The organism is Nitratireductor sp. ZSWI3 (genome assembly GCF_024655565.1).
Taxonomy (GTDB): Bacteria; Pseudomonadota; Alphaproteobacteria; order Rhizobiales; family Rhizobiaceae; genus Nitratireductor.
The window spans coordinates 97,136-122,632 of record NZ_JANKOF010000002.1 but is presented as its reverse complement, the minus strand read 5'-3'; the positions used below and the strand labels follow the sequence as shown (position 1 = coordinate 122,632).

22 protein-coding genes and 2 pseudogenes are annotated in these 25,497 nt (G+C 63.9%); 13 read left to right on the top strand and 11 right to left on the bottom strand.

Annotation, left to right across the window (positions count from 1 at the left end):
- The first annotated feature begins 87 nt into the window (after positions 1–87).
- The 4 genes from NUU27_RS01815 to NUU27_RS01800 all read left to right on the top strand — a co-directional run bounded on the left by NUU27_RS01815 (position 88) and on the right by NUU27_RS01800 (position 4,712).
- Positions 88–2,340, top strand: coding sequence for a marine proteobacterial sortase target protein (locus NUU27_RS01815; RefSeq protein WP_257760334.1), 2,253 nt, complete (start codon positions 88–90; stop codon positions 2,338–2,340).
- A complete protein-coding gene (locus NUU27_RS01810) occupies positions 2,337–2,954 on the top strand; it encodes a class GN sortase (protein ID WP_257760333.1) in 618 nt (205 codons plus the stop codon). The genes NUU27_RS01815 and NUU27_RS01810 overlap by 4 nt, the downstream gene beginning before the upstream one ends.
- Positions 2,955–3,168: 214 nt before the next feature.
- A complete protein-coding gene (locus NUU27_RS01805; RefSeq protein ID WP_257760332.1) occupies positions 3,169–3,561 on the top strand; it encodes a hypothetical protein in 393 nt (130 codons plus the stop codon).
- A 59-nt stretch (positions 3,562–3,620) separates the two neighbouring features.
- A complete protein-coding gene (locus NUU27_RS01800) occupies positions 3,621–4,712 on the top strand; it encodes an ankyrin repeat domain-containing protein (protein ID WP_257760331.1) in 1,092 nt (363 codons plus the stop codon).
- 52 nt (positions 4,713–4,764) lie between these two features.
- On the opposite strand, the gene NUU27_RS01795 is transcribed toward NUU27_RS01800, so the two are convergent.
- A complete protein-coding gene (locus NUU27_RS01795) occupies positions 4,765–5,280 on the bottom strand; it encodes a hypothetical protein (protein ID WP_257760330.1) in 516 nt (171 codons plus the stop codon).
- 102 nt (positions 5,281–5,382) lie between these two features.
- Here NUU27_RS01795 and NUU27_RS01790 point away from each other — a divergent pair, with 102 nt between their 5' ends.
- Positions 5,383–5,712 (top strand): metalloregulator ArsR/SmtB family transcription factor, encoded by a 330-nt coding sequence (locus NUU27_RS01790; protein WP_257760346.1) that lies wholly within the window; start codon positions 5,383–5,385, stop codon positions 5,710–5,712.
- A gap of 31 nt (positions 5,713–5,743) precedes the next feature.
- Here NUU27_RS01790 and NUU27_RS01785 read toward each other — a convergent pair.
- From NUU27_RS01785 to NUU27_RS01775, 3 genes and pseudogenes are all read right to left on the bottom strand, one after another.
- Positions 5,744–6,000, bottom strand: a pseudogene (locus tag NUU27_RS01785) (sorbosone dehydrogenase family protein); the annotation flags it as partial.
- Positions 5,976–6,206: pseudogene (locus NUU27_RS01780) on the bottom strand (DUF2231 domain-containing protein); the annotation flags it as partial. The pseudogenes NUU27_RS01785 and NUU27_RS01780, both read right to left, overlap by 25 nt.
- A gap of 158 nt (positions 6,207–6,364) precedes the next feature.
- The gene (locus NUU27_RS01775; RefSeq protein ID WP_257760329.1) at positions 6,365–7,159 is read right to left on the bottom strand and encodes an AraC family transcriptional regulator; all 795 of its coding nucleotides are present in this window, start codon (positions 7,157–7,159) and stop codon (positions 6,365–6,367) included.
- A 192-nt stretch (positions 7,160–7,351) separates the two neighbouring features.
- Here NUU27_RS01775 and NUU27_RS01770 point away from each other — a divergent pair, with 192 nt between their 5' ends.
- Positions 7,352–8,197, top strand: coding sequence for a hypothetical protein (locus tag NUU27_RS01770; RefSeq protein ID WP_257760327.1), 846 nt, complete (start codon positions 7,352–7,354; stop codon positions 8,195–8,197).
- A gap of 12 nt (positions 8,198–8,209) precedes the next feature.
- Here the strand turns inward: NUU27_RS01770 and NUU27_RS01765 are convergent, their stop codons facing one another.
- Positions 8,210–9,127, bottom strand: a complete 918-nt coding sequence (locus NUU27_RS01765) for a LysR family transcriptional regulator (RefSeq protein WP_257760326.1) — start codon at positions 9,125–9,127, stop codon at positions 8,210–8,212.
- 109 nt (positions 9,128–9,236) lie between these two features.
- Here NUU27_RS01765 and NUU27_RS01760 point away from each other — a divergent pair, with 109 nt between their 5' ends.
- From NUU27_RS01760 to NUU27_RS01750, 3 genes are read left to right on the top strand one after another with little or no spacing between them, the layout of a single operon-like run.
- Positions 9,237–9,851 carry a glutathione S-transferase family protein gene (locus NUU27_RS01760; RefSeq protein ID WP_257760325.1) on the top strand — a complete coding sequence of 205 codons (615 nt, stop codon included), beginning with the start codon at positions 9,237–9,239 and terminating at the stop codon, positions 9,849–9,851.
- Between the two features lie 42 nt (positions 9,852–9,893).
- A complete protein-coding gene (locus tag NUU27_RS01755) occupies positions 9,894–11,948 on the top strand; it encodes an FAD-binding oxidoreductase (protein WP_257760324.1) in 2,055 nt (684 codons plus the stop codon).
- 37 nt (positions 11,949–11,985) lie between these two features.
- Positions 11,986–12,471, top strand: a complete 486-nt coding sequence (locus tag NUU27_RS01750; RefSeq protein WP_257760323.1) for a nuclear transport factor 2 family protein — start codon at positions 11,986–11,988, stop codon at positions 12,469–12,471.
- Between the two features lie 33 nt (positions 12,472–12,504).
- On the opposite strand, the gene NUU27_RS01745 is transcribed toward NUU27_RS01750, so the two are convergent.
- The 6 genes from NUU27_RS01745 to NUU27_RS01720 all read right to left on the bottom strand — a co-directional run bounded on the left by NUU27_RS01745 (position 12,505) and on the right by NUU27_RS01720 (position 18,621).
- Complete coding sequence (locus NUU27_RS01745) at positions 12,505–14,409, bottom strand: bifunctional sugar phosphate isomerase/epimerase/4-hydroxyphenylpyruvate dioxygenase family protein (protein WP_257760322.1); 1,905 nt, start codon at positions 14,407–14,409, stop codon at positions 12,505–12,507.
- Positions 14,406–14,852, bottom strand: coding sequence for a type II 3-dehydroquinate dehydratase (locus NUU27_RS01740; RefSeq protein WP_257760321.1), 447 nt, complete (start codon positions 14,850–14,852; stop codon positions 14,406–14,408). Before NUU27_RS01740 ends, NUU27_RS01745 begins: the two co-directional genes overlap by 4 nt.
- A gap of 21 nt (positions 14,853–14,873) precedes the next feature.
- Positions 14,874–16,175 carry a TRAP transporter large permease gene (locus NUU27_RS01735; RefSeq protein WP_257760320.1) on the bottom strand — a complete coding sequence of 434 codons (1,302 nt, stop codon included), beginning with the start codon at positions 16,173–16,175 and terminating at the stop codon, positions 14,874–14,876.
- Entirely contained in the window at positions 16,172–16,687 is a 516-nt protein-coding gene (locus tag NUU27_RS01730) for a TRAP transporter small permease (RefSeq protein ID WP_257760319.1), read from the bottom strand. Before NUU27_RS01730 ends, NUU27_RS01735 begins: the two co-directional genes overlap by 4 nt.
- A 65-nt stretch (positions 16,688–16,752) precedes the next feature.
- The gene (locus NUU27_RS01725; protein WP_257760318.1) at positions 16,753–17,739 is read right to left on the bottom strand and encodes a sialic acid TRAP transporter substrate-binding protein SiaP; all 987 of its coding nucleotides are present in this window, start codon (positions 17,737–17,739) and stop codon (positions 16,753–16,755) included.
- 27 nt (positions 17,740–17,766) lie between these two features.
- On the bottom strand, positions 17,767–18,621 hold the full coding sequence (locus NUU27_RS01720; protein ID WP_257760345.1) for a shikimate dehydrogenase: 855 nt from the start codon (positions 18,619–18,621) through the stop codon (positions 17,767–17,769).
- Between the two features lie 179 nt (positions 18,622–18,800).
- Between NUU27_RS01720 and NUU27_RS01715 the strand changes: the two genes are divergently transcribed.
- The 4 genes from NUU27_RS01715 to NUU27_RS01700 all read left to right on the top strand — a co-directional run bounded on the left by NUU27_RS01715 (position 18,801) and on the right by NUU27_RS01700 (position 25,489).
- Positions 18,801–19,478 (top strand): TetR/AcrR family transcriptional regulator, encoded by a 678-nt coding sequence (locus NUU27_RS01715; protein ID WP_257760317.1) that lies wholly within the window; start codon positions 18,801–18,803, stop codon positions 19,476–19,478.
- A gap of 281 nt (positions 19,479–19,759) precedes the next feature.
- Positions 19,760–21,091 carry a TrkH family potassium uptake protein gene (locus NUU27_RS01710; RefSeq protein ID WP_257760316.1) on the top strand — a complete coding sequence of 444 codons (1,332 nt, stop codon included), beginning with the start codon at positions 19,760–19,762 and terminating at the stop codon, positions 21,089–21,091.
- On the top strand, positions 21,084–21,755 hold the full coding sequence (locus tag NUU27_RS01705) for a TrkA family potassium uptake protein (RefSeq protein WP_257760315.1): 672 nt from the start codon (positions 21,084–21,086) through the stop codon (positions 21,753–21,755). The genes NUU27_RS01710 and NUU27_RS01705 overlap by 8 nt, the downstream gene beginning before the upstream one ends.
- A 383-nt stretch (positions 21,756–22,138) precedes the next feature.
- Entirely contained in the window at positions 22,139–25,489 is a 3,351-nt protein-coding gene (locus NUU27_RS01700; RefSeq protein WP_257760314.1) for an autotransporter domain-containing protein, read from the top strand.
- Positions 25,490–25,497: the final 8 nt, after the last annotated feature.

Below are 25,497 nucleotides of genomic sequence, written 5' to 3'. Positions count from 1 at the left end.
GCTGGCGGGGAAACAGCGCCCTCGGGGATAATTTTCAGACAGCCGGCAACGCCGGCCCGTCACCGGGCCCCAAAAGAGGAGCGCATCATGTCATCTCCGATCAGTCCCGCCACTCAGATCCGCCGCACCGGCCGGCGCGGCTTTCCGCGGCTTCGCGCAGCGCTTCTGCTGCCGATGCTCGCCTTTGCCTTGTTCCTGGCCCAGCTCGGGCAGGCGCGGGCGCAATCGGCCGCACGCGTCACCGTGAACGAGATGCAGTCCGGCAGCCTGCTTCTCGAAACCAACGAGGCCGGCCGCTATGTCGAGGCGCCGCGCCTCGCAACGGATGTGAGCATCGACGTCAACGGCCCGACGGCGCGCGCGCAAATCACGCAGGCCTTCGAGAATCCGACCGATGGCTGGGTCGAGGCGCTCTATGTGTTTCCGCTGCCGGAGGAAAGCGCCGTTCATTCGCTCAAGATGATCGTGGGAGATCGCGTAATCGTTGCCGATATCAAGGAGAAGCAAGCCGCGCGCGCCATCTACGAACAGGCCAAGAGGGAAGGGCGCAAGGCCGCGCTCGTCGAGCAGCAGCGCCCCAACGTCTTCACCAATTCCGTTGCCAATATCGGCCCGCATCAGAAGGTGGTCGTGCAGATCGAGTACCAGCAGGCGGTTCGCTTGGCGGACGGCCGCTTTTCGCTCCGCGTGCCCCTGGTCGTCGCGCCGCGCTACAATCCCGCCGACGCTTCGCCGATCGTCCAGACTGCCGACCTGAGGGATGGTTGGGGGCGAAGCAGCGACAACGTCACCACAAGTGCCGCCGCCGCGCCGATCGACACCCGGCTTGCCGCACCGGGCGACGGGAGCGTCAATCCCGTGACCCTCACGGTCGAACTCAAGGCAGGCTTTGCTCTTGGAACGGTGGCAAGCCTCTATCACGAGGTGAAGATCGACAGGCTCGGGGAGACGGAACGCCGTGTCGAGCTAGATGGTGAGGCAGGCGCGGAGCGCGATTTCGTGCTGGAATGGGCGGCATCGGAGAGCGCCACGCCCGATGTGGGGCTTTTCAGACAGCATGTCGGCAGGGATGACTATGTGCTGGCCTATGTAACCCCACCCGCCGTGGTGCCGACGCAGAACTCCAGCCGTGAGATCGTCTTCGTCATCGACAATTCCGGCTCCATGGGCGGCACGTCTATCGTGCAGGCAAAGGCGAGCCTCGATCATGCCCTGTCGCGCCTGCGGCACGGCGATCGCTTCAATGTCATCCGCTTCGACAACACGATGACGAAATTCTTTTCCGACTCCGTCGATGCGACGCGGGACAACGTCGCCGCCGCCCGCCGCTATGTTGCAAGCCTTGACGCATCCGGCGGCACTGAAATGCTGCCGCCGCTGCATGCCGCGCTCGACGACCGCCGTCAAACCGATGGGCTGCGGCAGATCGTGTTCCTGACGGATGGCGCGATCAGCAATGAGCAGCAACTGCTCGATGTCATCGCGGCGCGGCGCGGGCGCTCCCGCATCTTCATGGTCGGCATTGGCTCGGCGCCCAACACCCATCTCATGAATCGCGCTGCCGAGTTGGGCCGCGGCACGTTCACCCATATCGGAGCGGTGGAGGAGGTCGACGCACGCATGCGCGAGCTGTTTGAGAAACTCGAGAATCCAGCCGTTACCGATCTGAAGGCCACCTTCTCCGCGCGAAATGTCAGCATCACGCCCGCCTTGTTGCCCGATCTTTATCGCGGCGAGCCGCTGGTGATCGCCGCCCGCATGGGCGAGGCCACCGGAACCGTTACGATCGAGGGCGTGATCGGCAACCGTCCTTGGAAGGTCGAACTGCCGCTCGACAAGGCGGTGAGTGCAGAGGGCATCTCGAAGGTCTGGGCGCGCCGCAAGATCGCCGATGCGGAGGTGGAACTGACGCTCGGTGGGATATCCCGGGATGCGGCCGATGCCCGCATCCTGCGGCTCGCGCTGGAGCATCATCTGGTCACCCGCCTGACGAGTCTTGTCGCGGTGGACCGCACGCCCACGCGGCCCGCCAATGTGCCGCTCACGAGAGCCGACATACCGCTCCAGTTGCCTGCCGGATGGGATTACGAGAAGCTTTTCGGAATCCGCGCGCACCGCGATGCCGGCATCGATGAAGCTGCCGAAGCGCAGGAAGAGGCATGGGACGCGGTGATCCGACGCGAAAAGACGCAGCCCGCGTTGCAAGCCACCCCGGCGGCGCCCCTTCCGCTTCCGCAGACGGCGACGCCGGCGATGCTGCACACGCTCGCGGGGTTCTGCGTGATGCTGCTCGGGCTCGGCCTCTTCCTGCTTACCCGCGGCAGGGAGAGGGTCGGATGAGCGTCTGGCCGATGCCGGGCGATGGCGGGAGCGGGCAGCCGCGCTCCCTCACCATCCTGCTTGCGGCGCTTTTGATGGCAGGAGGCGTCTTCCTGACCGGCCATGGCGCCTGGATTCACGCCAAGGCCGTAGTGGCGCAGATCCTGCTCGAGCGCGCCTTTGCGCGGAGCGTTGCAACGGGCCTTCCCGCCAGGCCCTGGGGTTGGGCCGATACATGGCCCGTCGCGCGCATCGAGGCACCGGGTCTTGATAGCGCGGCGATCGCACTCAAAGGGGTGAGCGGGCAGGCGCTCGCCTTCGGTCCCGGCCATCTCGAAAACACACCGGAGGCGGGAGAGCCCGGAACGGCGGTTTACGCCGCACACCGCGACACCCATTTCGCATTTCTGAGGCATCTGAAGGAGAACGACATCATCCGCATCACGCGCCGCGACGGCCAGGTCGCCACCTTTCGCGTGACCCACATGGCGGTGGCGCGCTGGGACGAGGCACAGATCGACCCGCATGCCCCGGGCCGCCATCTCGTGCTTGCGACCTGCTACCCGTTCGATGCGGTGGCCCCCGGGCCGCTGCGCTACCTGGTCTATGCCGATCTCGCCGTTCATCCACGCTGATGATCTATTCCAGGGGCGGACTTGGGAGGTGCAACAGGAAGGAGATCGTCCCTGGCTGGCTTTCCGGCGTTGCCCCCGGAGGCATTGGTGAATGCCGACCAACTGATAAGCATCCGGGAGAAAATCCGCCGATCACCACTTGTTGGGACAGTGCTATGGACAGGCTCGCCTGCGATCTGCATAGCTGCATACAAGCAAATCGCGTGGATTGATCATGAACAACCGATCGACAAGTTTTGACGTGACGACCTATGTCCTGGCCTTCGTCGTGGGCGCTGGAACCATCTGGCTGTTCATGGTCCAGTTGGCGAGTGGGATGTTTGCGCCAGGGAATTCCGACTCGATAGGCGCCTTCACGATCTTGATGTTGCTCAGCCCTTTCGCCGGCCTGGCGGTGTTCCAGCTCATCTTCGGCCTGATCGCGCGCCGCTGGCGTGGGGTCTGGTTCTGGCTCTATGCGCCGATGATGGTCTATCTGATCATCGGCGTGTTCTTTTTCGCCGCCTTCGGCGGCTACGCGTCCGCGCTCGAGGCCGTCGCGCTGGTTTTGATTTGCACCTTTGCAGTGGGGCTGTTTGCGCTGCTGCGGGGCAGCCGGACAGGATGAGTGCGCGAATAAGAGCATCGTCTGCAGTGCGGGCCGCAGCCTGCGTGGCGATCGGTTGCATGTCCATATGGACCACCGGCGCGTTCGCCGACATTTTTGAAGCTGCCGCGACGTGCGAGGCCGATCAACTTCGAGCCGAGATCGCTTCGGGCGCCGATCCCAAGGCCGTTGACGAGGAGGGCAACACCGTCCTCCATTGGGCGGCACGCAATGGCGGCGATGCGTGCGTGGAGCTTCTGCTCGAACAGGAGCCCGATCTCGATGCCAGAAACGATGACGGCGAAACCCCGTTGATGAAGGCGGCGATCAGCAGCGCATCCGCAGAGGGCGCATTGCGATCGGTGCAGTTGCTGATCGATGCGGGCGCCGATGCCTCTGCCCCCAACAAGTTTGGATACTCTCCGCTTTTTGCGCTGGTGGTCTACGGTGGCGGAATGACGATGGTGCTGGATCCCGCGCTTTTGGAGCCGGATTCGAAGACGGGTATCCCGCCCCATAGGGATGCCGAATACGATGTGGCAAAACTGCTTCTGGAGCATGGGGCGGATCCGAACGAGATCGATGATCATGGTCAGTCATTGATGCAGTTCGCGGTGGAACGAAGAACACCCGCATTGATCGACTTGCTGGTTTCCCATGGAGGCGATCTGACCGTCAAAAAGCCACCGCACGATCGGTCGATGCTTCATACCGCTGCCCAGAACGATCGCGTGGTCAATATTCCTTACCTTCTGAAGCAGGGTCTTGCCATTGATGGAAAGGATGCCAACGGAGGAACGCCGCTCATGCTTGCCGCCGCTAACGGAAAGCTGGAAGCGACGAAAACGCTTCTCGACGCGGGCGCAGACACCGAAGCTCGCGATAAGAGGGGGTTCACGCCGCTCATCTTTGCTGCCAGCGAGCAACATCTGGACATTGTAAAGGCGTTGGTGGAAGCAGGCGCCAATCCCAATGCCCGCACCTCCGAAAGCGGTAACACGGCGTTGCAGTACGCCGCCCATTCGGGTTGGCTGGAGGGCGTAAAATTTCTGCTTATCAACGGAGCCGACCCGCTGATCACCAACATCCAGGGAACAACCGCGCGAGACTTCGCCTTGCGTCAAGGCCATACCGAAGTCGCAGATCTGCTTGCAAGCGGCCAGCCACGATAGCAGAAACGGCTATCCGACGGATTGAAGAAACAGAGCCGGCGCCCCGGTCGTCTCAGATACCAGCCGGTCTGGGCGCCAGTGTCAGCCGGTCGGCGGCCGCATCTTTCTTTGCCATTGCGAGCCGGCGCCAGTTGCATGATGCGTAACGGTGCGCTTGCCGGAGTGCCAGCCAGAGCCCTAGCTGCCTTGCCAGGCGGAATGGCCCTCGTGCCCGGAAGACGGTGCGGCGCGCCACGCGCGTTCTGCCGTCGCCGAGCGGCATCAGCGTAAACTCGTCCTCCAGCAACTCGACCCAATCGCGACACCAGACCGTCGATCCGATCATCCGGTAGACAAGCCTGCGCTCCTCGTCCAGAACGAGGATGCGCTGGTCGATCGTGCCTCGATCGGTGGTGCATTGGCGGGTATGATTGACCGCCGGCCGTCCTTCCAGCACGCGACAACTCACGGGCTTTGGAATGCCAAGGCGAAAGAGGAAAGGCCGCGTCTCGTCCATGCGGGCCTGCAGAAAATGCGGCCATATGTGGTCGGGCTGGCAGTCGAATGTCCAGTGCGAGCGGATTTCCATGGCGGTCTCCTGTTGTTCTTCATTTAGGTAATCGACTTATCGTTTGCTCGTCAACAATTAATTGATTGCCTAATCGACTTTGTGTATGCTCGACCCATGTCGATACAATTGATCTTCGAGGCGCTTGCCTCGCCCGTCCGCCGTAAGATCCTCGCCTATGTCGCGCATCACGAGTTGAATGCCGGCGAGATCGCTTCGCGTTTCGACATGTCGAAACCATCGATCTCTCAGCATCTGCAACTGCTCGAACATGCCGGGCTGGTGCAGAGCGAGAAGCGCGGAAAATATGTTTATTACCGCCAGGTCCCCGATACGCTGACCTCCACCCTCACAGGCTTTGTGCAGGAGGTTTGTCCGATTGGTGGCCCCATTCGCCGTGAAAGTGCGGCGCTCGCCAAGAAGGCTTCGACGTCGCGCCATCCAGCGAAATGAATATCACCTGCTCGAGATCGACCAAGCTTTGGGGCCGACCGCGGATCCGGTCGCTGTTGAGAAAGCCTGTCACAACAACCTGCGCCGTACCCGCCGGCCTGCCGTTCTCGAAGGGTACGTAGACGACCTTGTAGTCGTTGAAGGCGCTGCGGTTCCAGTTGCCGTGCGTGCCGAGAAGGCGCCGTTGGCATAGGGCTCGGGCATGGCTGAAACGTTGGAGAAGGCGAGACCGAGCGCGGCGACGCGACTGGAGAGTGCGTAATCGGGTGCAACGGCCTCAGGGCGCGGATCTCCCGGCGAGCGAAGAAATCGATCGCGCCGAAAATTGCCGCCAGCACGCCGAAGGTGATCCCCGCCAGCAGCAGCCAGGCGGAAAACTCCGCCCACATGAGCTGTGAAGTCTGCCAGTAGGCGATGTCGGTCGCGAGCGCCAGCGTGAAGCAGACAATGGGAAACGGCACGAGCATCGCATGGATCGGGTGTCCGGCGATCATCGCCGTGGAGGAAGGATGGACATGAGGCACCGGCGTCTCGCTGCGGCTATCGTGGAACGCTGTGAGATATACAATCTGCGGCGGGTTTTGTTCCGGCCGGCTTCATCGCCTCGGCGCCACTGCGACCTTTCCTGCCCGCTCCAATTCTCTTCCGATGCTCAGAAATGACCGCCTTGTCGCATCCTTCGCCGCTCCGACGGCATCTGGCCAAACCTGTCCCGGTAGGACTGGGCGAAATGCCCCCGCGACGACAGCCCCACCGCGGCGGCGGCCTCTGCAACGCTGCCCTTTGCCGCGAGGATGCGGTCGGCGGCATCCAGCCGCACCGTGCGCAGGATCTCGCGAAACGATGTGCCCTCGGCCAAGAGCCGGCGCCGCAATGTCGAGCCGGCCATCGCCAGCCTTTCCGCCGCTGCGCCGACCGTCCAGTCTTCCCCGGGTGCGGACGACAGAAGCCGCTTGAGCCGTACGGAGACGGATGCCCGGCCCAGCCATGCTCCGGCTGGGTCATGGGCGATCAAGGCGACGAGTTCGCTCAGGCGCGCATTGCGCACCGCCGGCGCTGCCGGTCCCTGGGCCAGCGCTTGCGCGGCATGCAGCAGGGAAGCCCGCAGCGGCTCGGTCATCGTCAGGCACATCGTGTCCGCGGTGCTGGCGCCGCCCTCGGGCGGCGTGATGTCGGCCAGCTCGATGACCAGTGAACGATACAGGCCATGCGATTCGCCGGGGACATTGTACACCGTCATCGCGGTATCGGCGGGAACGATGAATGCGGAACCGGCCCGGCAGATGGTGCCCCGGTCGCCCAACCAGATTTCCTTCCTGCCGTCCAGGACCACCCCGACCGCCGGCTGCGGCAATCTGACATCCGCCAGCCGCTCATGCGCAAAGGCGCAATAGGTGAACAACCCCGGCCCGGGGCCGTTCAACCCCGCCGAAGGTGCCGGCAGCATGGCGGCCAGCCTGTCCCTAAACCGCTGCGTTGATGTGAGGCCGTGATCATCCATGGCCAGGTTCTAACATGCCGGCGCCTGCAAATGCAGCGTGCAGATTGAGCGTTTCGGGATCAGATCGGCGCGTCTGCGGATCAGTCCCCGGGGGGCTCGATGGCATGCTGCCGCCGCATTTCATCAAGGGAGACCTCCATGCGCCTCGTTCTGCCGATCATTCTTGCCGCCGCGGCCAGCGCCGCACATGCACAGGAGCCATCACTGGCAAATCCCGAAAGCATCGCCTGTGGGCGGGAATACTGCTTCGTCTCCAACATCGGGGAAAAGCTCGATCCGGCTGCCAGGGATGGCGATGGTTTCATCATCCGGACCACCCTGACGGGGCAGCCCGTTGCGGGGCCCGCCATTCCGGCGGAAGGCAAATTGAACGCGCCGAAAGGATTGGCGCTGCTGGAGGGTGTCCTTTATGCAGCCGATCTCGATCGTGTCGTCGCGTTCGATCCCGAAACCGGTGAGACGCGAGGCGAATGGGCGGCGCCGGGCGGGGCGGTCGGGCTGAATGATATTGCCGTTCTCGGAGAGGCCCTGCTGGTAACGGACTTCACCGGCGGGCGGCTGCTGCAGCTGAAACCGGCGGAGGGCTTTACGATCCTCGCGACGGGCATGCCCGGTGCGAACGGGGTGATCGCCGTCCCGGGCAACCAGACCGCCTATATCGCCGCAAGCGGCGCGCAACTGGATGGAGGCTCTCTCTACAGGGTCGATCTGGACACCGGCGCGGTCGAGCCCCTGGGGCAGGAAACCGGCATCTTCGACGGTATAACCTGGGGGCCGGGGGGAAACCTGATCGTCACGGATTGGGTCGATGTCCATACGCCGACACCGGGACGCATCCTTGCGGTCGACCCGGTCAGCGGGACTGCGCGAGACATCGTCATGTCGGAGCCCATCATCGGCCCTGCGGATCTGACCGCGACGGCAGAAGGGCTGCTCGTCCCGTCCATCCCGGAGGGCCGGATTGTGCGCGTTCCCCTGGAATGATCCGTGAGGCTTTCAGGCAGGCTCGGGGCCTTGAGGATTGATCAGCCGGTTTGCGCGCAGCCGCTGTGCCGCCAGTTGAACGAAGGCGCTCACCTTGGCCGTCACTCGGCGGCCTTCGGGATGAACGATGTGTATGGGGAGCGGCTCTTCCTCCTGATCCGTCAATGCCGCGACGAGCTTGCCCTCGGCGATCAGCGGCGCGACCTGATAGGACAGTATCCGCGTCAGGCCCCAGCCCTGCACCGCCGCTTCGATGGCGGCGTCGTTGGTGCTGCAGAAGAGGCGCGGCGTAACGCGAACGATCGTCTTTTCCTTGGTGCCGAAACGCCACTCCGGCGACGCCCAGGCACTGGTCGCCGCGACGATCCTGTGTGCAGCGAGATCGGCGGGAGCGTGCGGCGTTCCATGGCGGCGGAAATAGTCCGGTGAGCCACAGACAATGCGTCGAACGGTGCCGACCCGCACCGCGCTCAGGCTGGACAACGGCAGATGGCCGATGCGGACGGCGACATCGATGCCTTCGTCGACCAGATTGGTGACGCGGTCGAGAAGCAACGCCCGCGCGGCGACGCCGGGATGGCGGTCGAGATATTCCATCAGCACCGGCAAGACATAGATGCGCCCGAAGAGCACCGATGCGGACACCGTCAGCGTCCCGGTCGGTCTGGAAAACGATCCCGCGGCGGCAGCCTCGGCCTCCTCGACCTCGGCCAGGATGCGGCGGCAATCCTCGATGTAGCGTTCTCCGGCTTCGGTCAGCGTCACCGATCGGGTCGTGCGTATGAAGAGCCGGGTGCCGATGATCTCTTCCAGCCCGGCGATCGCACGCGTGACCGCCGGCGGGCTGATGTGCAACTCCCGGCCGGCCCGGGCGAAGCTGCCCGTTTCCGCGACCTTGGCGAATATGCGCATTGCCTGAAAGCGATCCATTTTTATTCCAAAACCGGGAATGATCCATTTCTCAGAATGTCTATTCATCATTTTTTTGAAATAAACAATATGTGGCGCGGTCTAGCTCAATCGATGAAGAGGCCTTGCCATGAAACTCTATCACCACCCCCTGTCCGGTCATTCGCACCGCGCGCGGCTGTTCTGTTCGCTCGTCGGAATCGAGGTCGAACTGGTTGAACTCGATCTCGCCAAGGGGGCGCACAAATCGGCGGATTATCTGAAGCTGAACCGTTTCGGCCAGGTGCCGCTGCTCGACGACGATGGCGTTCTGGTTCCCGACTCCAACGCCATCATGGTCTATCTGGCGAAGAAGCTCGGCCTGACGGACTGGCTGCCCGAGGAACCTGCCGGAGCGGCCGCTGTGCAGCGCTGGCTGTCGGTCGCGGCGGGCCAGATCGCCTTTGGCCCGGCAGCGGCGCGCCTCATCACGGTCTTCGGGGCGAAGTTCGATGCGGAAGAAGTCATCACGCGCGCCCATTCCATCCTGAAAATCCTCGACGCCGAACTGCAGGAGCGCACTTGGGTGGTCGGAACGAACCCGACCATCGCCGATCTCGCGCTCTACAGCTACGTGGCCCGCGCGCCGGAAGGCAATGTCGATCTCACTGCCTACGGCAATGTCGCATCGTGGCTGAAGCGGATCGAGGCGCTGCCCGGTTTCGTGCCGTTCCACGAAACCCCTGTCGGCTTCGCCGCGCTTTAGCGGCAGGCGGCACCGAATCTGCCCCCTCGAGGACGTCCCGTCATGGCTCCTGATCAGGTCGAGAAGCCGGCTTCGCCGTTTCATGAAGGCGAACTGGAATTGCAGCGGCACATCGGCGCCGCCGAAAGGATGGATGCGGTCGGGCGCAGGGTCGTCCGCGACCACATGCCCGACCAGCACCGCGCGTTCTTCGCCCAATTGCCGTTCATTCTCATCGGCGCGGTGGACCCTGTGGGGGACGTCTGGGCAACGCTGGCGACGGGCGATCCCGGTTTCGTGGGGTCGCCCGATGCGAAGAGTCTTCGAGTGCGTGCGGCGCGCGAGGCGGCCGACCCCGCCGACACCGGCATGGAAGACGGCGCCAGCCTCGGTCTGCTCGGCATCGAGCTTCACACCCGCCGCCGCAACCGCATGAACGGTCGCCTTGCCAGAAGCGGGCCGGAAGGCTTTACGGTGAGGGTGGAGCACAGTTTCGGCAACTGCCCGAAATACATCCAGCTCCGCGATTTCCGCTTCGTGCCGGAGGTTGCCGGTCCGCCTCCCCAGGCGGTGGAGTCGCGACGGCTCGATCGGCGGGCGCGCGAGATCATCCTGGCCGCCGACACATTCTTCGTTGCGAGCTACGTCGATCTCGAGAACGGCGAGCGACAGGTCGATGTTTCCCATCGCGGCGGCAAGCCCGGCTTCGTTCGTATCGACGAGAACGGCTGCCTGAGCATCCCGGACTTCGCCGGAAACCATCACTTCAACACGCTGGGCAACATCCTGAAAAACGGCAAGGCAGGATTGCTGTTCATCGACTTTGAAACCGGAGACCTTCTGCAGCTTGCAGGCGATGCCCAGGTGGTTCTGGAGGGCCCGCAGACCGATGCCTTTCAGGGGAGCGAGCGTCTGTGGACCTTCCGGCCGCGCCGGATCGTCTACCGCGCCGCGGCGACCAGGCTCAGATGGAGCGGGCACGAGGATGGGCTGTCGCCATTCTCCCGCATGACCGGATCGTGGGCGCAGGCGGAAGCCCGGTTGAAGACAGCCGAATTCGCGGATCAGTGGCGGCCGTTCCGCATCGATCGCGTGGTGGAGGAGAGCTGCAGCGTCCGGTCGTTCCACCTCGCGCCGGCAGACGGGCACGGCGCGCCGATGCACAAGGCCGGTCAGCATCTGCGCCTGAGGCTGCCGTCCAAAAAAGGTCATGCGGCCGGCATCCTCACCTACACGATATCGACCGCGCCGTCGGATCCTCATTTGCGCATTAGCGTGAAGCGGCAGGGGCCGGCCTCGCGGGCGGTGCACGCTCTTCGGCCAGGCGATCTGGTCGAGGTGCGTGGCCCTTCGGGGCGGTTCACGATGGATGCAACCGCGCGCCGCCCGGTGGTGTTCCTGGCGGGCGGCATCGGGGTCACGCCCCTCCTGGCAATGGCGCGGCATCTTCTCTTCGAGGGCCGGCGCATCGAACGGCTGCGTCAAGCCTGGTTCTTCTACGCGGCGCATGACAGGCAGGACCGTGCCTTCAGCGACGAACTGGCGGAGATCGCCGCCGGCGCCGAAGGCTCCTTCCGGCTGATCAGGCTCCTGAGCTCGGCTGCCGGCGTAAAAAAGGAGCGCGACTTCGAGATCGAGGGACGTCTCGACGTCGAACTGCTCAAACGCATTCTTCCGTTCGACGATTACGACTTCTATCTGTGCGGACCGGCGAGCTTCATGCACGATCTCCACCAAGGCCTGCGCGGGCTGAACGTCGCGGAGACACGGATCCACGCGGAAGCTTTCGGTTCGGCTTCGCTCCTGAAGAGACAGGATGCCGGCGTGCAGGCGCCGGCCCGTGGCAGCGTGGCGGTCCGCTTCCGGCGATCGAATGTCGAAGCCGTCTGGCAACCGGGCGCCGGTACGCTGCTCGAGCTGGCGGAGGCTGCCGGGGTGTTTCCGGACACGAGCTGCCGGGCCGGCACTTGCGGCACCTGTCTCACCGGTCTCCTGTCGGGTGAGGCGACGCATCTGGAACCGCCGGGCGCGGAAACCACCGCCGGACAGATCCTGCTCTGTCGCGCCGTGCCGGAAGCCTCGCATCCGGACGGAGCGCCGCTCGTCCTCGATGCGTGAGGAGCGAGCCACCCTAGCTATCCACAAGGAATGAGACATGTCACAGCCAGTCACCAGTGAAAGCCGGCCGCCTTTCCCGCCGTTCACACGCGAAACGGTCATTCAGAAGGTCCGCATGGCGGAGGACGCCTGGAACACCCGCGACCCCGAGCGCATCGCGCTCGCCTACACGCCCGACAGCCACTGGCGGAACCGCGCCGAGTTTCCGGCTGGTCGGGCGCAGATCGTCGCATTCCTGACCCGCAAATGGGCGCGCGAGCTCGACTACCGCCTCATCAAGGAGCTGTGGGCTTTCGCAGAAAACCGGATCGCTGTGCGCTTCGCCTATGAATGGCACGACGATGCCGGCAACTGGTTCCGCTCCTACGGCAACGAGAACTGGGAGTTCGATCCGCAGGGATTGATGCAGGTGCGCTTTGCCAGCATCAATGACCTTCCCATCAAGGAGGCGGACCGGAAGTTCCACTGGCCGCAGGGCCCGCGGCCGGCCGACCATCCAGGTCTCTGCGAACTCGGGCTTTGAGGATCGCCAGCACTTGGCAGCGCGCCGGCGGCGTCAGCTTTTCGGCATCCCGGTTGGTCTCAGCTGCCGCTTCTGCGCGGCGATGCGGAAGGGTGCGTTGGCGGCGCCGTAGCCGCGATAGTTACCGCGGCGCTCGACCACCTCGAAGAAGAAGCCCTCGCCGTAATTGGTGCTGTAAAGCTGGAAATATTCGCCGGCTTCGTCCCGGTCATACAGGATGTTGTGCGACCGCAGCCGGCGAGACAGAGCCGCATCGATGCCGAACCGCGCCTCCAGGTCGTCATAGTAGTTCGGGGAGATCTCCAGCGGGCGGAAGCCGTGCTTCCGCATCGCCGCCGCGCTCGCAAAGATGTTCCGGCTAGCGAAGGCAAGGTGCTGTACGGACGAGCCGAAGCTTTCGGCGATGAAATGACCGGCCAGCGTTCTGCGGCTCTCGGCGCCGTTGAGGGTGAGCCTTAGCGCGCCGTTTTCGCTTTCTATGACCTGGCTGCGCACCAGCCCGCCGGGGTCGACCACGTCCACCATCGGCGATTTCCGGGTGCGGAAGATCGCCGTGTAAAACAGGATCCAGGTCAGCATCTCCTCATAATTCATCGTCTGTGCGATGTGGTCGATCGCGACGAGGCCCGCGTCGGCCACCTTGCGCTTGGGGAGCGGCGCGAAGTCGATGTCCCAGACGCGCGAAAGCTCGCTGCTTCTGTCGATGAAATAGATCACGCCGCCGCCGACACCGCGGATGGCGGGAATGGCCAGCTCGCCCGGCCCGCGCTTCTGCTCGAAGAGTTCGGCCCCGAGCGCGCGGGCACGCGCCACAGTCGCCTGCGCGTCGTCGACACGGATGCCGAACGCATAGGCGTTCGTGCCATGGACGAGATAGGAGGAATGGGCGAAGCCCTCGTGCTCCGTGTTGATGACGATGTTGATGCCGGACGCGGCAGGCCCCTGTCGCCAGAGCACCACATCCTTGTTGCGATGCTTTGCCTGCGGCGCAAAGCCCATGGTCGAAAGCAGCTGGCCCAGCTCGCCGGCTTCTTCGTCATTGGCAGCGAACTCGACAAATTCCACCCCCTCCACCGGGATCCGCTCGGGCATGTCGGGCACGTCGATCGCGATCGCCTCAGGGTCGGCGTGGCGGACCTGGTCCATCAGGTTCAGAAGCGCCCGCTTGCCATCCACCGCGATCGACCTGGGCGAGCCGCCGCGGAACTGGTCGTTGAAGATTTCAAGCGAGAGCGGCCCATCGTAGCCGGTGGCTGCCACCGCACGCATGAAATCGATCACCGGCAGGTCGCCCTGGCCCGGCATGTTGCGGTAGTGCCGGCTCCAGGAGAGCAGGTCCATCTCCATGTAGGGCGCGTCCGCGAGCTGCACGATGAAGATGCGGTCGCCGGGGATGGCGCGGATCGTCTCGACGTCGAGCTTGCGCGCCAGCGTGTGGAAGGAATCGAGAATAAGGCCGATGTTGGGGTGGTCGGCTCGTCTCACGATCTCCCACGCATCGCGATGATCGTTGATGTGGCGCCCCCAGGCGAGGGCCTCGTAGCCGACCCTCAAGCCCCGCTTCGCGGCGCGCTCGCCAAGTTCGTGGAAATCGGCGGCCGCACGGTCGATGCCGCCAAGGGCCGCCGGCGATACGTTGGAGCAGACGAGCATCAGGTCGGTGCCGAGCTCGGCCATCAGGTCGAACTTGCGCTCGGCCCGGTCGAAGGCACGTGAGCGTTGCGGCTCCGGCAGGCCCTCGAAATCGCGGAAAGGTTGGAAAAGCGTGATCTCCAGGCCGTGATCGCGGATCATGCGGCCCACTTCGGCGGGCGTGCCGTCGAAAGCCAGAAAATCGTTCTCGAAAATCTCCACACCGTCGAAACCGGCGGCCGCGATCGCCGCCAGCTTCTCGCGCAGGTCGCCGCTGATCGAAACGGTGGCGATCGACGTCTTCATGTCTCACCCTCCCGGACCATGCCGATCAACGCCTTCACGGCGAGCGCGTAGCCGCTCGGTCCCAGCCCGGCCAGCACAGCGGTGGCTGCTGTGGAGACGAGCGAGCGGTGATAGATCTCCTCGCGCCGGTGGATTTTCGAGATGTGGAACTCGACAATCGGACCGGGAAACATCTTCAGCGCGTCGAGCAGCGGGATGGACCTGAAGCTCAGGCCTGCCGGATTGATGAGAATGCCCGCACCTTCGTCGATCGCCTCGTGGATCCAGTCGACAAGCTGGTGCTCGGCATTCGACTGATGGAACCGCACCGGCCTGTCGCCCGCCGCCTCGCGGCACATCGCCTCGACTTCGGCAAGCGTCGTCGTGCCGTAGATTTCCGGCTCGCGTTTGCCGAGACGGTTAAGGTTCGGCCCGTTGAGGATGAAGATCGGCTTGCTGGTCATTGTCGTCTACCTTTCCGGCGGTCAGCCGCTGTATCCGAGCAGTCTCGGCAGCCACAGCACGAGATCGGGGAAGAAGGTGATGAGGCCGAGCGCGCCCACCATGGCCCACAGGAACGGAAGCACGTCGCGCACGATCTGGCGCAAGGGCACGTCGGCGATCCGCGTCATGACGAAGAGCAGCAGGCCGTAGGGCGGGGTGATGAGGCCGAGCATGATGTTGACGACGACCATGACGCCGAAATGGACCATGTCGATCCCGAGCGCTCGCGCCGTGGGGATGAGCACCGGCACCACGACCAGAAGGATGGTCGTGCCCTCCAGCAGGCAGCCGAGCAGCAGGAGAACGATGTTGACGATGATCAGGAAGCCGGTCGGGGAAAGGTCGCGGGCGGTCAGGAATGCGCTCAGCGCCTGCGGGATGTTCTCCACCGTGACGACGTAGTTGAAGACCAGCGCACCGGCGATCAGCATGCCGATGGATGCCGATGTGCGCGCGCTCGACAGCACCGACCGGTAGAACGCTCCGAAGCTCACGCTGCGATAGAGAATACTCGACACGAGAAGGGCGTAAGCCGCGGCGATGGCCGCCGCCTCCGTCGGCGTGGTGATGCCGGAATAGATGCCGCCGAGCAGGACGACGGGCATCATCAGCGTCGGCAGCGCCCGCCAGGTGATGCCCGGCAGGGCCCGCAGCGGCGTGGGAGGCTCGACGGGAAATCCCTTTCTGCGCGCATCGAACGACACGATGACCATTTGCGACAGGGCCATCAGCAGCCCCGGCACGACGCCGGCGAGGAACAGGTATCCGATCGATGCATCGGAAACGAGCGCGTAGATGATCATGGGGATCGAAGGCGGGATGATGGGCCCGATCACCGCTGTCGCCGCCGTAAGGGCTGCGGCATAGCTCGGCGGATATTTCCGATCCTTCGTCATCAGCAGTTGCATCATCTTGCCGGTTCCGGCGGCATCCGCGATCGCCGAGCCCGACATGCCCGCGAAGATGATCGACTGAAGGATGTTGACGTATGCCAGCCCACCACGAAACCGGCCGACCACCGCGTTGCAGAAAACCATGAGGCGGTCGGTCATCGAGCCGATGTTCATCAGCTCGGCGGCAAGGATGAACAGCGGCACGGCGAGGATGATGTAGTTGAAATACATGCCGTTCAGCAGCTGCTCGGCGACGGTTCCCATGTCCAGGCCGGCAAGCATCAGATAGAGAATGGAACCGGCGATCATGGCGTGGCCGATCGGCAGGCCCAAAAAGGCGAGCGCGGTTATGGCCACGAGCGACAGGGAGAATGGGCTGGCGACATTCATACGCCGGAGCCCGCCTTCGTCGGGTCGCCCCCATCGACATCCCGGCCGGTGAGCGCCTTCCAGGACAGCCAGATGTATCGGGCGATTACCGCCAGCACGAAGACGATGTAGATGGAGAAGACCCAGTCGAAGCGCAGCTTGAGATAGGAGCTTTTCTCCACCTTCATGAAAGTGACGTAGTCGACGACCGCCGGAAAGGAATATCCGTAGAGGAACAGCAGGACCACCGCCGAGAGCAGGAACATGATGCGGCGAAGCCGCGGCTCTGCCGAGATGTAAAGCAGGTCAAACCGGATCTCCTCCTCTTCACGCACGACAAAGGCGGCGCCGAAGAGAACGAGCCAGATCCAAAGCATGGAGCTGAGCTCGTTGGTCCATCCTACAGGCAGGTTGAGCACGTACCGGAACAGGACCTGCAGCAGGAATGCGAGAAACATGGCGCCGAGCATGAGCGCCAGAAGGTTTTCTCCCCGGCGGTAGAGCCAAAGACCGACCCTTGTTGTGGATGGCATGCGGTCCATTCCTGCTGAACGTGTGGTGCCTGCCCGCCGCCGGCGTGCCGGCGGCGGCGGGACACTCAAAGGGCGTTGATCTTCTCGACCATACCTTCCGGCCAGTCCTTGGCCAGGTCGGAGGCAAGGTATTTCTGCTGCACGTGCTCGCGGAAGGCCTCCCGGTCAGGCTCGTAGATCTTGACGCCCTTCTCCTTGAAGGAGTCGGCCAGCTCGGCCTCGCGCGTCAGATGCTTTTCCGTGGAGAAGTCGATGGCCTCGTCCGCCGCCGCCTGGAAGCGGGCCTGGGCGTCCGCATCCATTTCGTCCCAAACCTTCTTCGAAACGGTCAGCAGGTCGAAGCCGACGAGGTGCGAGGTCAGCACGATCTGCGACATGACCTCGTAGAACTTCATGTTCTCGACATTCGGTAGCGGATTATCCTGCCCGTCGATCGCGCCGGTCTGCAGGCCAGTGTAGACTTCGGCGTAAGCCATCGGCGTGGGGTTGGCGCCAAGCGCCTCGCCAAGGAATTGCCACGCGTCTCCCGGGGGCATGCGCAGCTTCACTCCGGCGAGATCGGCCGGGGTGCGGATTTCCTTTTCCGGCTTGAGGCCGACCTGGCGCACGCCGAAATAGGTCGGCCCCAGGATCTTCACGCCAAGCTGATCCTCGGCCATTTTCTTCAACTCGGCGCCGGACTCGCTGTTGAAGAAGGTCTTCACATGAGCCGCGTCCCGGAACAGATAGCCGGCGGTCACGATCGACCAGGCCGGGATCTGCTTGGAGATGTCCTGCGGCGCAATGTTGCCCATCTCGAGATTGCCGCGCTGCAGCGCGACGAGCTCGGTACCTTGCTTGAACAGATTGCCGCCGTAGTAGCCTTCAAAGGTGAAGTCGTCGGCGATCGCGTCGGCGAATTTCCGCATCATCTCCGCGCGGATATCCTGTTCCGAGAACACAGCGGAGAAACGGAGCTTCGGCTTGTCCTGCGCCAGTGCCGGAAAGGCGGCGGATGCGGCGAGAACGCCAGCTCCCATGATGAACCGGCGGCGACCGATGGTGATGTTCATGCTTTCCTCCCTTTTGCGATGATTGGCTCATGCCGCTGCCTCGAAATGCTTGGCCATGGCGGCTATGTCCGTCGTTCGTCCCGTGAAAAGCTCGAAGGCGCGGGCGGCCTGCCCGATCGCCATGCCCACCCCCGGAAGAACCTTGCACCCGAGGCGACGAGCATGGCGCAGAAGCTGCGTCTCTCTCGGAAAGTAGACGATCTCGGCCACCCAGTGGTGGGATGTCAGAAGATCTTCGGGAAAGGGCATGCCGGGATATTGCGCCATTCCGACAGGTGTCGCGTTGACCAGCCCATCGGCGGCGGCGACGGCTGCCTGAACGTCCGTTTCCGCACGGACCGAGCCACCGATGGCGACATTCAGGCGCTCTGCCAGGCGTTCAGCCCGTCCGGCTTCGGAATCGACCACCGCAAGCTCCTTCACGCCCAGCTTGACGAGGGCATAGGCAACAGCGGCCCCTGCGCCACCGGCCCCGAACTGAACCACGCGGTCGAGGGGAGCGCCCGCCATGCCCCGCCGGAAGCTTTCCATAAAGCCCCAGCAATCGGTGTTGTGACCGAAACGCCGCCCGTCGTTCAGCACCACCGTGTTGACCGCGCCGACCACCTGCGCTGCGTCCGACAGTTTGTCGAGAAGCGGCAGGATCTCCTGCTTGTAGGGGAACGTGACGTTGAACCCGGAAAACCCGAAATGTTCGGCGAAGCGGACGATCTGCGAGATCGAGGGGGCCGGATCGTCCATGAGATCGGCGTCTATCAGCCGGTAGACGTAAGCTATGCCCTGGGCACGTCCCTCCGCTTCGTGCATGGCGGGCGTGCGTGAAAGCTGTATCCCGCGGCCGATGAGGCCGACCAGCACGCTGCTGCGCGGCGGTAGCGTCATTTGCGCGGGTTCAGCGGTGACCGCAGCTGACTTCAAATCCGATCCTCCCTCATGGCTGCGCCATTCCTCCTCAAGCGCGCCAAGGATCGCAAATTTGTACTATCCAGTTAATTCAGTCAAGAGCTTTGAACGAACCGGTTAATTCGTATAAGAACCATCGGAGCAAGGAGAATGCGTGCATGGGCGAGTTGAACCTGGAACCACAGAAAACCATCAGCCGTGGTGGCTGGAAGCAGGACCCCGCCGGCGTGCAGTCGAACATCCTCGCGGTCGCGACGTCGGAATTCGCCGCCAACGGCCTGTCAGGCGCGCGCATGGACGAGATCGCAGCCAAGACGCGCACTTCGAAGCGCATGATCTATTACTATTTCGGCGACAAGGACGGGCTCTACCGCCGTGTGCTGGAGGAAGCCTATGGTAAAGTGCGCGAGGGCGAGCGCGACCTCGATCTCGAGCATCTGCCACCGGTGGAGGCGCTCAGGCGTCTTGTCGAGTTCACCTTCGATCACCACAACAGCAATCCCGACTTCATCCGCCTGGTGATGATCGAGAACATCCACCACGGTGCCTATATCAGTCAGTCGGACCTGATCGGCAGCCTCAACGCTGGCGCCGTTGAGAAGCTGCAGGCGATCTGCAGGCGCGGCAAGGAGGCGGGCGTTTTCCGCGAGGACGTCGATCCGCTCGAACTCCACTGGCAGATAAGCGCGCTCAGCTTCTTCAATGTATCCAACCGCGCGACCTTCTCCCTCATATTCGGAGACCGCCTTTACAGCGCCGGGGGGCAGGAGACCTTGCGCGAGCACGTGGTGAAAATGGTCCTGCGCTTTGCCGTCAACGCAGATCAGGCGCCCTGATTCGGGAAGGCCTGCTCAACATGCGCCACTGCGCGGTGAGCCTGAGGGGGCGCTGCGGCGAAGCTGCGCGGCTTCTTCGAGAAGCCAGTCCCGGAAGGCGACGAGGCGGCGGAGGAGGGCGCGTTCGGGCCGGTAGACGACGTGAGGGTACGAGGTCGTCGGGCGCATCGTTGCCATCGGCGCGCACGCTCCCTTGATCTGGACCAAGTGCATGCCAATGCTGTACGGCAGGTACCAAGTCTGTCTGGTCTCCTCACTTCCTGGAAAGTCAGGGAAACGCATTGCGACATCCGATTCAGCATCCTGCGCGGCTGGTGCCGCTGGCTTTCCTGATCGCAATCCTCATCGGCACCGTGCTGCTGATGCTGCCGGCGTCTCGCAGCGGCCCGGACAGCGCGCCCTTCCTGACGGCGTTGTTCACCGCGACGTCTGCGGTCTGCGTCACCGGCCTCATCGTCCAGGACACACCGACCTATTGGTCGGCCTTCGGCCAGGGCGTCATTCTCGCGCTGTTCCAAGTGGGCGGGTTGGGAATCATGACGGGCGCCACGCTGCTCGGCCTTCTCGTCACCCGAAGGCTCAAGCTTTCAAGTCGCCTGGTCGCCCAGGCCGAGACCAAGAGCCTGTCGCTCGGCGACGTGACGGGAATACTCCGTCTCATCGTGATCGTGACGGTCACGGTCGAGCTGTTGACGGCGGCGGTGCTCGCCCTGCGGCTGCGCCTTGTCTACGACAATGCCTGGGGCGAGGCGGCATGGCATGGATTGTTTCAGGCGGTCTCGGCATTCAACAATGCCGGCTTTTCCACTTATTCCGACAGTCTTTCCGGCTTTGCCCTCGATCCGGCGATGCTGATCCCGATCATGGCGGCCGTGGTGATCGGAGGGCTGGGTTTTCCCGTGCTCTTCGAGCTTCGGCAAGGAATCCGGAAGCCTGCCCGCTGGTCGGTCCACACCAAGATCACGCTTCTCGGCACGGCCTTCCTGCTGGCCCTCGGCCTTGCTGCGACAGCCGCTTATGAATGGACCAACCCGGCGACCCTCGGTGCCTTCGACTGGCCGGGAAAGCTCATGAACGCCGCCAGCCATTCGGTGATGGCGAGGACCGCCGGCTTCAACAGCATCGATGTGGGGAGCATGCGCATCGAGACGCTCGCCGTGACCTATGCGCTGATGCTGATCGGCGGCGGCAGCGCGGGGACGGCCGGCGGCATCAAGGTCACCACCTTCTTTCTGCTCGGCTTCGTGGTGTGGGCCGAAATCCGCGGGCGGAACGACACGACGGCGTTCAACCGCCGCATCGGCACTCACGTCCAGCGCCAGGCATTGACCGTCGTGCTTCTGGCTGCCGGGATGGTCAGCGCCGGCGTGCTCATCCTTCTCAGCGTGACCAGCTTTCCCTTGCAGGACGTCGTCTTCGAGGTGGTCTCGGCCTTCGCCACCGTTGGCCTGTCCACAGGCATTACCGCAGACCTTCCCACCTCGGGGCAGTTGACGATCATCGTGCTGATGTTCGTCGGCCGCGTCGGCACCATCACGCTCGCCAGCGCGCTTGCCCTGCAAGAGCGCTATGTTCCCTATCGCTATCCAGAGGAGCGCCCGATCGTTGGCTAAGAACAAACCGCACAATGACAATGGCGTCGTCGTCATCGGTCTCGGCCGCTTCGGCAGCGCCGTCGCGCAATCTCTCGTCCGTCTGGGCCACGACGTTCTCGCCATCGACGAGAATGCGGAACTCGTTCAGAGCTGGGCCAGCCGTCTCACCCATGTCGTGGAGGCCGACAGCAGCAACAGCGATGCGCTGCGCCGCCTCGGCGTGCAGGATTATGCCCGCGCCGTGGTCGGCATCGGCAGCGATATCGAGGCGAGCGTGCTGACGGTGCTGGCGCTTTCCGAACTCGGGGTGCCGGATGTCTGGGCGAAGGCCGTGAACCCGCGCCACGGCCGCATCCTGGAGCGGACCGGCGCGCATCACGTCGTCTATCCGGAAGCCGCCATGGGCGAGCGCGTGGCGCATCTCGTCACCGGCAAAATGATCGATTTCATCGAATTCGACGACGGCTTCGCCATCGCCAAGACGCGGGCGCCGCGTGAGGCGGCTGGCAAGTCTCTGGAGGAATCCGGCGTCAGAACCAAATACGGCATCACCGTGGTGGGCGTGAAGCGGGCGCGGGCGGATTTCACCTACGCGACGCCCGAAACGGTGGTCGAGCATGGCGATCTTCTCATCGTCTCCGGGCCGACCGATCTCGTGGAAAAATTCGCGGCCGTGAGCTGACGGAGCGCCAGGCGCTTCAAGCAAAGATCCGGGGCAACGTCTCTTCGCAGGCGGCTCCGGCCATGCCGCGATATTCTTCAAAAGATTACCGTGAGCACAGCCGATGTTGGGGACAACAGTCGGGTCGATGAATTCTTGCCGGTACTGCAGGTTTGAAGGTTTTCAAGCCATTCGGGCAGGCCGATAGTGCATCTGTGCTAATGGCCAAAATCTCCTTCGCATGCTGAATGTGCGCCAACGAGCAATCGGGCATTCGGCTCGACGCTCGATGACGCTTTGTCGGTTTCAGCATTTGTTGTGGGAGCATTTCATTGATTCATAAAAGGAAATTTTTCGAGCTCAAGAGATGGCTCCGCAGCTCCACGGCTCTTGGCTGCACCGGATTGGGATTCGCGCTTTCGGCGATGGCTGCGGTCGGCCTTGGCGAAGCGCAAGCTCAGGTCGTCTGCGACACGCGGCTTGGAAGCAATCCAACCGTCACCGACTGCACGCTCGACCAGGGCTCGGTGACCTGGACGGATCAGCACGCCATCAATGGCGAGCTGACGGTCGGCACGGTGAACGGCGTGCCTGCCGAATTGTCGATCGTCGGCACGAAGGTCTATAGCGGTGCGGGCTTTATCGGCCTCGGCGGCAGCCGCGATATGCCCCGCACGGGCACGGTCAGGGTCTCCGGCCCGGGGGCGGAATGGCATCTCAGCGGGGATGCTCCCATCGCCTATGCCGGCGTGCTCGGCATTGGTGCCACCGGCATCGGCAATGGCAACGGCACCCTCATCGTCGAGAACGGCGGCAAGGTTTTCGCCGAGCGGGTCCGCATCAGCAATGCGGTCGGCTATGGCGGCGAATCCCGCATCGTCGTCTCGGGCGCGGGCTCCGTGCTGCAAGCCGACGAACTCCACGGCCTGAGCAGCAGTACGGCGATCGTCGATCCCATCGCCATCAGGGAAGGGGGGCTCATCTCCACCAATACCGTCTCCCTCGGCGGGCAGGGCAATTCGGTCGTGGTCAGCGGCGAGGGGTCCAGGTGGCTCAACACCGGCGCGATGACAAACCGCAACGGCTTTGCCATCGAGGCGGGAGGCAGGGTCGAAACGAAAACCCTGAAGCTCGGCGAGAACACGACCATCACCGGTGCGGGCTCCGTGCTGCATGTCGATGAGCGCGTCGATCTCGAAGGCGCTTTCAACACGGGCTACATCACGGTCTCCAACGGCGGCTTGTTGGAAACGCCGGTCCTGGCGATCTCCTCGCAAGGTGGCGTGCGTGTCGAGAGCGGCGGCACGGTGAGCGCCGACGCGGCCGGCGTTGGGCTCCTTGCCTATCTCTCGGTCGATGGCCAGGACAGCGTGTTCGATGTTTCCGGCAACTTCAACGCAAATGGACGGGTGGCGCTCAGCGACGGCGGGCATCTGGAGGTTGGCGGCCAGTTCAATCTCCGCAACGCGCTGATCATCGGCGGCGCGAAGGAGAGCGACGATGGCTGGCTGGTCATGGGAGACCCGAACGCCGCCGGCTCTCTCAATGCCGATGCGACGATCCTTCTCGATGATGCCGGCCTGTACTTCAATCACACCGATACCGGCCACGTCTTCGCCAACACGCTCTCGGGCGATGGCTTCATCGAAAGCTATTCCGGAGAGACGATCATCGATGGCGACCTGTCCGAGTTCTACACGACGCGAAGCAATAGTCGCGCCGTCGTCGTCGACGGCGCCGATGCGCGGCTTGTGCTCAAGAGCGACATGGACACGACGGATCTCGACGCGCGCGCGGACAGGGAGACCAAGACCACTTTCCAGGTCAAGAGCGGCACGCTGATCGTCGACGGCACCGTCGGCCGCATCTATGAGGTCGAAAGCTCCGGGGAAACGCTCGCCCGCTATTCGAACCGCATCGACGTCTGGGGAGCGGAATCGAATGCCGGCCGCGATCCGGCTCTTTTCGGCAAGCTCGGTGGATCGGGAACCGTCGGATCCGTCCTGCTCGAGCGGAATGCGCGCATTGCGCCGGGTGATAATTCGGCCGGCACATTGACCGTCATGGGATCGCTCGCGTTCCACGACAATTCGGTTTACGAGGTGGACGTCCTCGGCGATGGCACGAGCGATAAGATCGTCGTCAAGGACATCGGCTACGAATCCTCGCTCGATATCTTCGACAATGGCGGCAAGGTGACGATCGGCAGCGGCGTCAATGTCGAGGTCACGGCTCTCGATTCCAACACGAGCTACCAGAACGGCCAGACCTATACGATCCTGACCGCCGAGAAGGGGATTTCCGGTGAGTTCGCCGAGGCGATCTCGAAGTCGGCCTTCCTTGATGTCGATCTCGTCCACGGCACAAATGCAGTCGATCTGACGATCGCCGTGCTGGATCCGGGCGGGCCCGGCGATCCCGGTGGCCCCGGCGATCCTGGCGGACCCGGAGATCCCGGCGGACCCGGTGACCCGGGTGGTCCCGGAGACCCCGGTGGACCCGGAGACCCGGGTGGCCCCGGAGACCCTGGCGGACCCGGTGACCCGGGTGGTCCCGGAGACCCCGGTGGACCCGGTGACCCTGGCGGGCCTGGTGACCCCGGCGGACCCGGCACGGGCCTCTTCGACCGCGTTGCCGAAACCGACAACCAGCGCAATGTGGCTGTCGCGCTCAACACGCTGGAGCAGAGCGGCTCGTCGCTGCAGCTCTACAACAGGCTGCTGTTGTTGAGCGCCGAGGAAGCCCGGAATGCTTTCGAGCAGCTCTCCGGCGAGGTTCACGCCTCGGCCCAGACCGCGCTGATCCTGGGCAGCCAGCACGTTCGGGATGCCGCCAATGGCCGCATCCGGGCCGCCTTCGGCGACGTTGCCACCGCAAGCCTGCCGGTTCTTGCCTATGGCGAGGATGGGCCAAAGCTCGAAGGCGCGGCTGCACCGGGCGTGGTCGGCTGGGGGCAGGCTTTTGGCTCGTGGAGCGATATTGACGGCGACGCCAACGCGGCAGGACTGGATATCTCGACAGGCGGCTTCATAACGGGCATCGACGCCCCGCTCGGAAACTGGCGGGCAGGCCTTCTTGCCGGATACAGCCGCTCGACATTCGACGCCGATGCGCGTGCATCTTCAGGCGACAGCGACAATTACCACCTCGGCCTTTACGGCGGTTCGCAGTGGGGCGCCCTGTCGTTCCGCTCGGGGCTCACCTACACGTGGCACAAGCTCTCGACCAACCGCTCGGTGGCCTTTCCCGGCTTCAGCGAACGGCTGACCGCCGATTACGATGCCGGCACCTTCCAGGCCTATGGAGAACTCGGTTACCGGTTGGACAGCGCGGTCGCATCCTTCGAGCCCTTCGCCAATCTGGCCCATGTGAACCTGCGCACCGACGGTTTTGCGGAAAAGGGCGGGGCCGCCGCCCTCACCAGCACGGGCGAAACGCTCGACACGACCTTCACCACGCTGGGTCTGCGGGCGTCCTCCGATTTCATGCTCGGCGGAATCCAGGCGACCGCCAGCGGAACGGTGGGCTGGCGCCACGCGTTTGGTGATGTCGCGCCGTCCTCGCAATTCGCCTTCGCCGGCAGCGAGGCCTATGCGGTCACGGGGGTTCCCATCGCCGAAGACACGGTCGTGCTCCAGCTCGGCCTCGACATGAAGGTGACCGAGGCGGCCACGCTCGGCATAACCTACAATGGCGAGTTCGGGTCGGGCTCGGGCACCAACGGGCTCGACGCGAGACTGGGCATTCGCTTCTGATGATGCCC